General features: G+C 66.2%; 13 protein-coding genes. 6 read left to right on the forward strand and 7 right to left on the reverse strand.

Features of this window, described 5'->3' with window-relative positions; genetic code table 11:
* Positions 1-11 precede the first annotated feature (11 nt).
* Complete coding sequence (locus tag OIE68_RS30880; protein ID WP_040685961.1) at positions 12-1,262, reverse strand: KasA/KasB family beta-ketoacyl-ACP synthase; 1,251 nt, start codon at positions 1,260-1,262, stop codon at positions 12-14.
* A gap of 260 nt (positions 1,263-1,522) precedes the next feature.
* Between OIE68_RS30880 and OIE68_RS30885 the strand changes: the two genes are divergently transcribed.
* From OIE68_RS30885 to OIE68_RS30895, 3 genes are all read left to right on the forward strand, one after another.
* A complete protein-coding gene (locus OIE68_RS30885) occupies positions 1,523-2,656 on the forward strand; it encodes a DNA (cytosine-5-)-methyltransferase (RefSeq protein WP_327101878.1) in 1,134 nt (377 codons plus the stop codon).
* Between the two features lie 13 nt (positions 2,657-2,669).
* The gene (locus OIE68_RS30890; protein ID WP_327094518.1) at positions 2,670-3,092 is read left to right on the forward strand and encodes a very short patch repair endonuclease; all 423 of its coding nucleotides are present in this window, start codon (positions 2,670-2,672) and stop codon (positions 3,090-3,092) included.
* A 368-nt stretch (positions 3,093-3,460) separates the two neighbouring features.
* Positions 3,461-4,171: a DUF998 domain-containing protein gene (locus OIE68_RS30895; RefSeq protein WP_327094519.1), complete on the forward strand. Its 711-nt coding sequence runs from the start codon at positions 3,461-3,463 to the stop codon at positions 4,169-4,171.
* Here the strand turns inward: OIE68_RS30895 and OIE68_RS30900 are convergent.
* Complete coding sequence (locus OIE68_RS30900) at positions 4,168-5,736, reverse strand: esterase-like activity of phytase family protein (protein ID WP_327094520.1); 1,569 nt, start codon at positions 5,734-5,736, stop codon at positions 4,168-4,170. The two genes, OIE68_RS30895 and OIE68_RS30900, sit on opposite strands and share 4 nt — an antisense overlap.
* Positions 5,737-5,807: 71 nt before the next feature.
* On the opposite strand from OIE68_RS30900, the gene OIE68_RS30905 reads away from it, so the two are divergent.
* Both OIE68_RS30905 and OIE68_RS30910 read left to right on the forward strand, forming a co-directional pair.
* A complete protein-coding gene (locus OIE68_RS30905; RefSeq protein ID WP_327094521.1) occupies positions 5,808-6,218 on the forward strand; it encodes a RidA family protein in 411 nt (136 codons plus the stop codon).
* A 10-nt stretch (positions 6,219-6,228) separates the two neighbouring features.
* A complete protein-coding gene (locus OIE68_RS30910; protein ID WP_327094522.1) occupies positions 6,229-6,957 on the forward strand; it encodes a maleylpyruvate isomerase family mycothiol-dependent enzyme in 729 nt (242 codons plus the stop codon).
* Here OIE68_RS30910 and OIE68_RS30915 read toward each other — a convergent pair.
* The 5 genes from OIE68_RS30915 to OIE68_RS30935 all read right to left on the reverse strand — a co-directional run bounded on the left by OIE68_RS30915 (position 6,920) and on the right by OIE68_RS30935 (position 10,620).
* A complete protein-coding gene (locus tag OIE68_RS30915) occupies positions 6,920-7,372 on the reverse strand; it encodes a hypothetical protein (RefSeq protein ID WP_327094523.1) in 453 nt (150 codons plus the stop codon). The genes OIE68_RS30910 and OIE68_RS30915 overlap by 38 nt on opposite strands.
* Positions 7,369-8,451, reverse strand: coding sequence for a molybdopterin-dependent oxidoreductase (locus OIE68_RS30920; protein ID WP_327094524.1), 1,083 nt, complete (start codon positions 8,449-8,451; stop codon positions 7,369-7,371). The genes OIE68_RS30915 and OIE68_RS30920 overlap by 4 nt, the downstream gene beginning before the upstream one ends.
* A gap of 146 nt (positions 8,452-8,597) precedes the next feature.
* Complete coding sequence (locus OIE68_RS30925; RefSeq protein ID WP_327094525.1) at positions 8,598-9,260, reverse strand: class I SAM-dependent methyltransferase; 663 nt, start codon at positions 9,258-9,260, stop codon at positions 8,598-8,600.
* Entirely contained in the window at positions 9,257-9,952 is a 696-nt protein-coding gene (locus tag OIE68_RS30930) for a TIGR04282 family arsenosugar biosynthesis glycosyltransferase (protein ID WP_327094526.1), read from the reverse strand. Before OIE68_RS30930 ends, OIE68_RS30925 begins: the two co-directional genes overlap by 4 nt.
* On the reverse strand, positions 9,949-10,620 hold the full coding sequence (locus OIE68_RS30935) for a glycosyltransferase family 2 protein (RefSeq protein WP_327094527.1): 672 nt from the start codon (positions 10,618-10,620) through the stop codon (positions 9,949-9,951). Before OIE68_RS30935 ends, OIE68_RS30930 begins: the two co-directional genes overlap by 4 nt.
* A 124-nt stretch (positions 10,621-10,744) precedes the next feature.
* Between OIE68_RS30935 and OIE68_RS30940 the strand changes: the two genes are divergently transcribed.
* Positions 10,745-12,067 carry a hypothetical protein gene (locus OIE68_RS30940; RefSeq protein ID WP_419150587.1) on the forward strand — a complete coding sequence of 441 codons (1,323 nt, stop codon included), beginning with the start codon at positions 10,745-10,747 and terminating at the stop codon, positions 12,065-12,067.
* Position 12,068 lies beyond the last annotated feature (1 nt).

Below are 12,068 nucleotides of genomic sequence, written 5' to 3' on the forward strand. Positions count from 1 at the left end.
TCCCCACTTATTCAGTACCGCCCGAAGGCGATCGCGACGTTGTGCCCGCCGAAACCGAACGAGTTGTTCACGGCGTAGTCGATTCGTCCGGGTCGGGCCTGGCCCTTGACCACATCGAGCTCGATTTCCGGATCCTGATTGTCCAGATTCAACGTCGGCGGAACGATGCTGTCGCGGACCGAGAGCACCGTCAGCACCGATTCCAGGGCGCCGACCGCGCCGATCGAATGACCCAGTGCCGATTTCGGTGCGTAGACCGAAACATGGTCGCCCACGGCGGCATTGATGGCCTGTGCCTCGGCGGTATCGCCGATCGGGGTCGCGGTCGCGTGCGCATTGACATGGCCGACATCGCTTTTGCTGATACCGGCCTTCTGCATGGCCCTGGTCATCGCCCGCGCGGCGCCCTTGCCCTCGAGATCGGGTGCGACCAAATGGAAGGCGTCGGAGGTGATCCCGGCACCCATCAGCCGTGCGTGAATCGTCGCGCCACGCGCCTTGGCGTGCTCCTCGGTTTCGATGACCATCATCGCGCCCGCCTCACCGAAGACGAATCCGTCGCGATCCTTGTCGAACGGTCGCGAGGCGGCCCTCGGGTCTTCGTTGCGGGTGCTCATGGCGCGCATCATGGTGAATGCCGCGATCGGCACGGCCTGGATGGAACCCTCGACCCCGCCGGCGACCACCATGTCGGCATCGCCCATCACGATCATCTGCCAGGCATTGGCGATCGCCTCCGAACCCGACGAGCAGGCCGAGACCGGTGTCACCACACCCGCTTTCGCACCGAGTTCCAGACCGACGCAGGCGGCCGAGCCGTTGGGCATGATGCGCTGCACGGTCAGGGGCGACACCTTGCGGTAGCCGCCGTTCTGCAGCCGGTCGCGCGCGTCGGTGATGAATTCGCCGCCGCCGAGGCCGGTGCCGATCGCGACGCCGAGGCGGTTCTTGTCCACTTCCGGGCTGCCCGCATTGCGCCAGACCTCACGAGCCAGCACCACGGCCATCTGCTCCACATAGGACAGCTGTTGCGTCTCCTGCCTGGTCAGGCAAGCCGACGGCTTGACCTTCAGATGTCCACCAATGCGCACAGGTAGCTCGAACTGCTCGATAAAGCTGTCCTCGAGGACATCGATACCGCTCTCACCGTTGAGCAGGCCCTTCCAGGTGGAGTCGACGTCACCGGCGATCGAAGTGGTCGCCGCCAGACTGGTCACGACAACGTTGGGATAGTTTCCGTTCTTGGTGGACGGAATCTGCATTTCGCTCACTTTCCTGGCGTCACTCTTGGGATAAACCGGGAACTGCGCGTGGAAGGTCATCGAACGACCGAGCAAACCGTGATTCGACCGTGAGCATTGCTCGGGGCATCCGGTCGGATCGGGTGCTCGACACAATACCGTGGCGGTCGCTGGTCGTCGCATTCATTGCTCGAGTAACCTGCTGAGCGGATACGCAGCGCTGGTGGTTCCGAGCGATCCGCGAGCAACCGCGAGAAGGGAAGACTGTGACGGGCGGGCGGATGGTCGGGCTGTTCGCCGGTATCGGCGGGCTGGAGCTCGGCCTCGGCCACCACGGCTGGCACACCGAGCTGCTGTGCGAGATCGATCCCGGTGCGCAGGCGGTGCTCGCCGCGCGTTTTCCCGGGATTCCGTTGCAGGGGGACATCACTCGGCTGCGTGCCCTGCCCGCCGGGACCGAGCTGGTCGCCGCCGGATTTCCCTGTCAGGACCTGTCGCAGGCCGGACGCACCGCGGGCATCACCGGTAAGCGTTCCGGTCTGGTGGACGAGGTGTTCCGGCTGGTGCGGCGTCAGCGTGGACCACGCTGGCTGTTGATCGAGAATGTGCCGTTCATGCTGCAGTTGGGTCGTGGGGCCGCCATGCGGCACATCACGAGCGCGCTGGAGGATCTCGGCTACACCTGGGCATACCGGTTGGTGGACGCGCGCGCGTTCGGGCTGCCACAACGCCGTCAGCGGGTGCTGATGCTGGCCTCGCGCACCGAGGATCCGCGCCGGGTGCTGTTCGCCGACGATGCCGGACCGCTCGATCTCGGTGACCCGGAACAGGATCCGTGCGGCTTCTACTGGACCGAAGGTGTGCGTGGGCTCGGCTGGGCGGTGAATGCGATCCCGACGCTCAAGGGCGGTTCGGCGCTGGGCATCGCGAGTCCGCCCGCGGTGCGGTTGCCATCGGGCGAGCTCGTCACACCGGGCATCGTCGACGGCGAGCGGCTGCAGGGCTTCGACGCCGACTGGACCGAGCCGGCGACCACGGTGCCCGGAATTCGGCACGGGCACCGGTGGAAGCTGATCGGGAATGCGGTGAGTGTGCGGATGGCGTCCTGGGTGGGCGCGCGGCTGGCCGAGCCGCTGGACCCGATTCCCGGCGATGAGCCGTTGCCGCCGGGGCGGCCGTGGCCGGTCGCCGCGTGGGGGCGCGCGGGTAACGCCTATCGGGTGCCGGTTTCGACTTGGCCGGTGCACGAGCCGTACGAGGACCTGCAGCATTTCCTCACCGATTCGCGACTGCTCTCGGCGCGTGCGACCGCCGGGTTCCTGCGGCGCACCGGAATGGGCAATCTACGGTTTCCGCCCGGATTTCTGGCCGATGTGGAAGGTCATCTCGACCGGATGGGCGGCTGGGCGGCATGAGGGTCGGTGCGTCATGAACCCGGCTCGGGGTCCGCTCACCGACGCCGCGACCAGTGCGCGGATGGCCCGCCAGCGGCGGACCGGAACCCGGCCCGAACTCGCGCTGCGCCGGGAATTGCATCGGCGCGGACTGCGCTATTACGTCGATCGCGCACCCTTGCGTGGGCAGCGTCGGCGGGCGGATCTGGTGTTTCCCAGGCTGCGCGTCGCGGTGTATGTGGACGGATGCTTCTGGCATCGATGCCCGCAGCACGCGACCGATCCGAAGAACAACGCGCAGTGGTGGGCGGACAAATTGAGCGGAAATGTGGCCCGTGACCGGGCCACCGATGCTGCGCTGGCGGCCGAGGGATGGCTGGTGATCCGTGTCTGGGAACACGAAAATGCCGTTGTGGCGGCGGACCGGATCCAGACCGTTTTGGCCGCGAGGCGCTAGCTGACCCTTTCGAGCGACCTGCAAGCAGTCGCTAGCTGACCATTTCGAGCGACCTGCAAGCAGTCGCTAGCTGACCATTTCGAGCGACCTGCAAGCAGTCGCTAGCGCCGCTCCCGCACCCGAACCAGCGAGCGCGGCGCGTGCGCGGCCAGGTAGCCGGACACCGCCATTACCGTCAGCACCAGCATTCCGGCGATGGCCGTTGTGATTGCGATCATGGGGACCTCCTCAGGTCTACCAACCATCGCCGACGGACCTGACAGAACCCTGTGTTCGAGTTGGTAATGAGGTGTGTGAAAGACCGATCGGTGCGGACACACGCACCTACTGTTGAACACCGGACCAACGAGGAGACGGAGAATGGTCCAGTGACTGATAGCCGTAGGCTCGCCGAACGCCACGTCCGGGTGGCCTGCGGGCTCATCGCGGCCGCGATCGCGATCGCCGGACTCTGCTATTCGTCGTGGTTGCTGGAATTCGTGCTCAAGATCGACGTCGATCCGGTCAACTCCTTCCTCAGCGAACTCGATGCCGTGGGCAAACCGCATCGCGAGTTGTTCGCGACCGCCGACAAGATCGTCGGTGCGTTGCTGATGCCGGCCGCGATCGCCGGGCTGCTGTTATTTCCGCGCCGCAGATTCACCACCATCGGCTGGGTCGCGCTGTTCTGCTTCGGCGCCGCGACCATCGGCGACGTGCTGCTCCCACTGCGCGATTGCATCCCGCAGGACAACGCCGAATGCGGCGGCGGTGGCAGCGAACTGTTCCCGCAATTGCATCAGCCGCACGCGCTGACCAGCACCATCGCGGTCACCGCTATCGCCATCGCGACCTTCGCGTTCAGCGTGGCCGCCTTCCGATATCACCGGTGGCGGATCCTGCGCGAGGCCGGTGTGGTGGTGCTGGTGATCGGGTCGGCGGCGACCGTGTGGATGTTGGTCGCCGACAACCTGACCGGCAATTACGCGCTCGGGATCGCCCAGCGGATCCAGGTCGGATCGATGTCGCTGTGGCTGATCACATTGGCGGCCGCGGTGATTCTGGAAGGCCGCGAGTGGGTCGAGAGTGATTCGAGTTAGTCGACCTTGATCTTGACCGTGTGAGTGTCGAGTTTCGCGGGCAGTTCGGTGGTGTCGACCTCGAGGATTTCACCGGTGTCCTGCTGACCGTTGGGCAGCCTCTTCGGCTTCAGGCCGAAGGGTGGCTGGTCGCCCTTACCGGCGGCAAGGCCGAAATCGCTGTCGTTGGCGATATAGAGGGTTTTACCACCGTCGAGCGTCGCGACGCCCTCGATCTTGTCGTGACCGAAGAACTTGCCGTCGGCGTTCAGGCTGGTGACCAGGGCAGCGAAATCCAGGTTCGCGGTCTTCGCGACGGGGGTGACGCCCACTTTCTTCAGCGCCGCGGTTGCGTCATTCGTCGAGACGGTGCCGACCAGGGTTTCCAGCGGCTTGCCGTCGATCTGGAGGCCGCCGCGTTCCGGATCGTATTGTGCGCCGGGGACCTTCGAGCCCGGACCGATGTCGGTGGCGCCGGAGATATCGATGGTCCACAGCTTCTTATCGGCCTTCGGGGGCAGGTTGCCGTCGCGTTCGTCGACCAGGAAAGTGGTGGCGCTCAGCGCGGTGATCTCGGAGTCAGCGACCTTGCTGGTCTTCGGATCCTGCAGCGGGAGTGCGAATTCCTTGATCGCCTTGGTTTTCAGGTCGACGGTGACGATACGGGTCATCGGCACGTCTTTTGCCGAACCGCCGAGGCCGGGGGTATTCAGGCCGCTCTGGACGACGCCGACGAGGGTCGCACCGTCGGGTGTGATGGTCAGGCCCTCCATGCCCTGGTTCGGGGTGCGCAGCGAAAGTTCCTTGGGCAGACCGGATCCCGGGGCGAATCGCTCCAGTTCGCCGCCCTTGGCGTCGAAATGCACCAGGAACGGGCCGTATTCGTCGGATACCCAGAAGGTGCCGTCCGGTAGCGCGACCAGCCCCTCCGGGTCGAGGCCATGGTCGGTGGGCGGCAGGACGTTTCCGGCGAGGTCCTTGATGGTTTCGCCGGTACTCGCGGCGACATCGACCTGGCCGTTGAACGGGGTGCCGTTGGCGGTGTGCAGATCGATCGTGGATTGCAGGACCGCGCGATTGCCGACGAGCTTGAACCGACCGATCTTCGGCACGAAACCCGGTGTCGGGGTGAGCTTCTCGTTCTTGCCGGGACCGTCCACGTTGGGGCCGCGATCGGTGAGTCCGTAGAACTCGCCCGGTGCGCCCGGAACCGGGGTCCATGCCGAGCCGTAGCCGCTTGCCTGGACGGTGGTGCCGCCGAATTCGCCGAGCGGCGGAATGTCGGTGGTGTACAGGCGAACCGCGTCGGTGGTGGTGACCTTCAGCTCGTCGGTGCCGGTGTAGCCCGCCTTCGGCTGGTAGACCAGTGCGCCGTCGAGGCGGCGGGTCAGCGTGCCGTGGTCCGGATCGGCGATCGTCACGGCGGCGGTGCCGCCGGTGGCGGCCAGCAGGTCGTCCAGGGAGATCACCAGCGGCTGGTCCTTCGCCACGGTGAAGTCGACTTCGGCATCCGAGGACGAGCAGCCTGCGGCCAGCACGCCCACACAGAGGACGGCGACCGCGGTGATACGAGGGTGCGCTTTCATCGTGTCTGCCTATCGCAGACAGCCGACAAATGCCCTACGTCCGAATGACCAGTTGGTGTCATGCTGTCGCCATGGGTGATCGGATGAATATCGCGTCGGGTTCGGAGTTCGAGGATATCGTCGGCTACTCGCGGGCGGTTCGCGTCGGCAATACCGTCGCCGTCAGCGGCACCACGGCCTCGCTGCCCGGTGGCAATGCGATCGGCGGCGACGATATCGGCGAGCAGACTCGAGAAGCACTGCGCCGCATCGGCACCGCACTCACCGAGGCGGGTGCGAGCCTGGCCGATGTTGTCCGGACGCGGATCTTCGTCACCGATATCGCTCGCTGGCCCGAGGTCGCGAAGGCGCACGCCGAGGTATTCGGCGATATCCGTCCGGCCGCGTCGATGTACGAGATCAAGGCGCTGATCACGCCCGCGCTGCTGGTGGAGATCGAGGCGGACGCGATTTGTGCGACGGTTCCGGGTTCGGATCGCTAATGTCGGTTCGGTGACCAGCGACGCGCCGGAGACCACCGTTCAACTCGAAACGGTCGCCACGGCGACGAACCGTCTGCTCGACACCATTCGAGGGCTCGACGATGACGTGACCGTGCCCTCGCTGCTGCCCGGGTGGACGCGGGGACATCTGCTCGCGCACATCGCGCGCAATGCCGACAGTCTGGTCAATCTGCTGCTCTGGGCGCGGACCGGGATCGAAACGCCGCAGTACGCCAGCATGTTCATCCGGGATGCCGATATCGAGGCGGGTGCGCCGCGGCCACTTGCCGAGCAGTTGGCCGATAGCGAAGCGGCGGCGAATCGCTGGCTGGCGCTTGCGCAGACCGCTCCCGAGGAGGCGTGGACGGCAACCGTCCGGACCCGGCAGGGGCGGCCTATTCCGGCGAGCGAGGTCATTTGGATGCGGCTGCAAGAGGTGGAGATCCATCATGTCGATTTGGCGGCCGGTTACCAACCTGGTGACTGGCCAAAGGATTTCGTTGCTCGGCTGCTTCCACGGGCCGCTGCCGATTTGACCAAGGGGATTGCTGCTGAGGGTGATCAGGCGACCGCGTTCGAGGTGCGAACCACGGATACGGGTTTCACCACGACCATCGGGAGTGGGCCTGCGGACCACACCGTCAGCGGGCCCGCATCCGCGCTGCTCGCCTGGCTCCTTGGTCGTTCGGAAGGCGCAGACCTCAGTGGCGTGCGGCCGACGCTACCCTCATGGAAATAGCATCCCGAGATCGTCGGCGGGACCGACCGGTTACAGCGTGGGTGAGGAAGACCAGCGACCACACGAGGATCAAGGCGACTGCCAGTCCGACGGGATAGTTGCGGTCCAGGACGGTGGGATTGCTCGGCATGCCGTCGCCACGGTCGAGGACCGGGAGGGCGATCAGTACCAGCGCGACCGAGCAGATGGCACCGCAGGCGGTGACGGCCCACCAGGTGCGTGGCAGCAGGTGGCGAGCGGTGAGCCCGAGTGCGGCGCAGATCGGGGCGAAGACCGCATCATGCAGCAGGATTCCGCCCGCGAACCAGATCGCGACCGAGTCGAGATCTGTTGGGGGTAGGTCGAATAACGCGCTGATGCCGTACCAGCCGAGCCAGCCGCCGACGACGAGCAGCAGTATGCGGGCCGCGATCATGGCAGCACCTCGATTTCGGACAGCCATTTCGTTTGCAGGACGCCGGGTCGGTTGGGTGCGATGAGACGGCATGGGTAGCCGTGGTCGAGATCGAGGGTTTCACCATTGATGGTCAGGGCGACCAGGGTGCTGTCGTCGACCGCATGACGTTGCGGGAGAATCGAACTCCCGTAGATGCCGGTTTGCTCCAGCGAGCGGAAGCGGATATCGCCACCGGAATAGTCGCCGACCGCCGCCAGCAAATCCAGCAGGCGCACCCCGGACCAGTCGGCTCCCGCGCTCCAGCCTTCGACGCAGGCAATCGGCAATCGTGCCCGAGTCTGCGGCAGGGAAAGCAGTTCGTCCCTGGTGAATTGGCGCTGCAGATCGCCAATGGTGACCGTCAACCGGTACTCGGGATCACGGGCCCGGTCACCAACCCCGGCTGCCGCGGCCGATCGGTTGACCGGAACCCCCTGTGGCCCGTACCCACTGCGCGGCGCGAGCACGGCAGCCCAGCGCAGGAACGGAATCGTCTGCCCGGCAACGGCCAACCCCGCTGCGACGGCAGCGACACCGGCACCCGTCAGCACCGCACGTCGCGAGATGTGCGGCCGCGTACTGGTGTCGGCAGGCGGCTCGGTCGGGGATTCGACCAGCCGATGTTGCAGCGCGTCCCGGATGACGGGAAGTTTGACGGCCAAATGCACGGCCAGTGCGCCGACGGCGACGGCGGCCATGGCGTAGTGCGCGGTCGGGAAGAAGAACTTCCACGGGTAGTACTGGGCGATATTGAGGAGGCCGGTCGACAGCTGGAAGATCGTCGCGCCGACCAGGATCGCGATGGAGCCGCGTTCGAGGATTCGCAATGGCGAACCGATGATCGGGCGGTGGAACAGTCTGGGGTACACCGCCCAGAGCTTCACCAGCAGCAGTGGGATCGCGGCGACACCCGAGATCACATGCGCGCCCTGGGTTACCCGATACAGCCACACAGGGTGGGCGGGCCACCAGAACCAGCTCGGTGGATGCTGAATCCAGTGGCTGAGCAAACCGGTGCCGAAGCACAGCAATATCGCACTGCCCAGAGCGATCCCCACGCGACTCGCGACCGCGGGTCCGCGTGCGGATGTCACCCGCGGGCGCGCGGCAGTCGCCTGTTCCCTGATGCCCTTCGTGACGCCAGACCAACGGGCGAAATTCGTACGAAATCGCGCTGGCGTTTCCATCCAGCTGCCGCGCTTCATCACAACACCCACCGACTACTCGAAGCGGGCCTGCCCCAGCGCAACCAGGCGATATGCCGGCCGGACACCTCCACCGCCGCCACCACGCGGAACCCGGCCGCCGCAGCCAGCTCTTCGGCGCGATCGATCCCCACGCGCGCCCACGGAAACCATTCCCCCACTCGGTCTCGCGTCTCCAGCCGAATCGGATTCGACACCACACCCGCACCGGGACGAGCGAATTCGACCACCGCGATGCCATTGCCAGCAAGGAGTTCACCCGTGCGGGTCAGCAAGCGGACCGGATCGCCTCCGATCCCGATATTGCCGTCCGCAAGAATCGCGTAGGACCAACGACCGGAGCCGGGTAGCGGCCCGAACAGGTCCCGCTGCAGTGCGGGCGCTCCACGAAACCTGGTGGTAGCCACGGCCATCGGCGAGATATCGACACCCAATGCGATGATCCCGCGTCGCAGCAGCGCGGCAACCAGCCGGCCCGGACCACATCCCAGATCCAGCGTTGGACCGTCGCAACAGCAGGTCAGCGCCGCATCGGCCGGACCGTCGACATCGTCGAAACCCAGCCAGCGCCGGGTGCGCAGGGGGTGACGCCGTCCGTCCGCATCGCGCACCCAGCAGTCCTCACCCGCCAGCGCGAGATCGAAGATATCGATACCGCTCATCGGTGTGCCAGCAGGGCATGGTGCAGCTGGTGGATCAAGCGCGCGAACCGCCCGTCGGATTCGCGCGCCACCTCGAGTGCGTCGGCGAAGGTATCGACATCGTTGTAGCGCGGCAGCGAGCGCAATCGAAGTCCGCAGTCCTGCATGGCTTCTCGGGTGAGTTCGCCAGTTCGATCGGTCGACATGGGGACGTCGACGAGTGTGCGCGCCGACTGTGGTGTCGGCAGCCCGAGCGCCCACCAGCCGCCGTCGTCGGAGAGACCGAGCAGTGCGTCGCCGCGCAAGACGAGCTCGCGGGCGGCCCAGGTCAGGACCTCCGGGCCGATCTGCGGGGTATCCATGCCGATCTGCAATACCGGCAATCCGTGACGCGCGGCATCGGCGTGAGCATTGGCCAGGCGTTCACCGAAAGTTGTGCCGCGCTGCGGAATGAGCTCGAAACCGGTTAGCGCCCTCGCGACTTCATCCGCATACTCCGCATCCGCGAGCTCGCCGGTGAACGCGACGACGTGGTGCGCAACCGGACTCCGCGACATCGACTCCAAAGTGTCCAGCAGCGACGCCGCAGCGACTCGGGCAGCGTCACGCGGTGAAAGCGGCGGCGTCAGACGAGTTTTGGCGAGCCCAGCAATCGGGGCCTTGGCCAGCACCAATAGCGTCGCGGCCACGGGCGACGGTCGAAAGTAATTCATCGCAGCACCGCCAAGAAGTCGCGAGTGGCGCGCAGAGTGCCGAGCCACGATCCGGATACCTTCGAAACACCACCTGACCGGGGCCGGTACGCGATATCGCGCTCGACCACACGCCACCCTGCTCCCGCCGCGCCGATGAGCAGCTGCAGTGGATAGCCGGAGCGGGTGTGCAGCGGTCCGAGGGAAAGCAAAGCGGCCCGGCGGGCCACCCGCATGGCACCGATATCGTGCACGGGTAGCCCGTATCGGCGACGCAACCGCCCGGCGATGACCAGATTGCCGAGCCGCGCATGCCACGGCCACACACCGCGACGCACCGGCTTACGCCGTCCGACCGCCAAATCGGCACCCGCCCGCACCAATTCGACCAACGGCGGCAACTCCCCCGGATCCATCGATCCGTCACCATCGAGAAAGGCGACCAAATCTGTTCTGGCCGAGTCGATCCCGGCCTGCACGGCGGCCCCGTACCCGGGGCTCGCCTCGGATACGACGGCGGCGCCGCACCGGCGGGCCACCTCGGCCGTCGCATCGGTCGAGCCATTGTCCACGACCAGCGCATGGAACCCGGCCGGGATGGCCGCGAGCACACCTGGCAACGCCTCAGCTTCGTCTCGGCACGGGATGACAACGGTCACGCCGCCCGGGTTGTGGAGGGTCTCGGTCACCTTCTCGACGCTAGGCCAGCCCGGCCGAATCGAGGCCGCGAAACTGGTGACGAAACAGTGACATCCGCGTTCAGAACCGCTCGAGCACGGGGTTTCCAGGCGATGCGGCCCTATCGTGATGGTCGTGCATGACGTGACGGAGGCCGCGACACGGCCGCGCGGCCGGATACGTGGCGAGCATCTGGGAGCAGGCATTGCCGCCGCACTCACCCTGACAGCATTCTTGGTTCCGCGAATTGCCAGCGAACACTGGCGGAGCAAGCTCTACGCGGGGTCAGCCCCCATCTTCGGCAACTGGTTGTCGCATGTCGGATGGGGTTCGGTACCGGCCGTCGCGATCGCGATATCGGTTATCCGATTCGGTCCAGCGATAGCCGAGTCGCTGCCTTGGCGGCGCCTGCTCGCGGTGTCTTGGGTGACTGCTCTGGCCTGGGCATTCGCATTGGCCATGATCGACGGCTGGCAGCGCGGATTCGCCGGACGACTCACCGACTCCCACGAATATCTGCACGAGGTCCCCGGCGTCCGCGATATCCCGGCCACATTGCGTGGATTCTCCGGCCGCATCCTGGATTTCCAACCGGATTCCTGGACGACCCACGTCTCCGGGCATCCACCCGGCGCGCTGCTGTTCTTCGTCCTGCTCGATCGCATCGGCCTGCGCGGCGGTGGTTGGGCGGGAATGGTGTGTCTACTGATCGGGTCCAGTGCGATCGTCGCGGTCGCGGCCACGTTGCGCGCGCTCGGTGCCGAGGATCGAGCCCGAAAGGCATTGCCGTTCTTGACGATAGCGCCCGCCGCGATATGGATGGCGGTTTCGGCGGATGCCATGTTCGCGGGTGTCACGACATGGGCGGTGGCGCTGCTGGCGATCGCGATCCGGCGGCCGCTGGTCGCGGTCGCTTCCGGTGTGCTCTTCGGGCTCGGCATCTACCTCAGCTACGGCCTCGTGGTTATGGCCCTACCCGCGGTCGCTGTCCTGGTCGCGGGCCGAACCGTCCGGCCGCTGCTACCTGCTGTATTCGGCGCGCTGATCGTCGTGGTTGCCTTCACGCTGGCCGGTTTCTGGTGGCTGGATGGCTATCACCTGGTGGTCGAGCGGTACTACCAGGGCATCGCCTCCGAGCGTCCGTACGCGTACTGGATCTGGGCGAATCTCGCCGCCACCGTCTGTGCGGTCGGCCTGGCCACCGCCGCCGGTCTACCGAGCGCACTGCGCAGACCATTCGATGCGACCGCGCTCTTGGTAGCGGCCGGATTGTGCGCGATATTGGTGGCGGACCTCAGTGGCCTGAGCAAGGCGGAGACCGAGCGCATCTGGCTGCCGTTCGACGTCTGGCTGCTTACCGCGACCGCGTTTCTGCCGCGGTCCACCGCCCGAGTCTGGCTATTCCTGCAAGCGCTCGGCACGCTCGTACTCGCCCACACGATCCTGACGAATTGGTAAT

It is taken from the genome of Nocardia vinacea (assembly GCF_035920345.1).
GTDB lineage: Bacteria > Actinomycetota > Actinomycetes > Mycobacteriales > Mycobacteriaceae > Nocardia > Nocardia vinacea_A.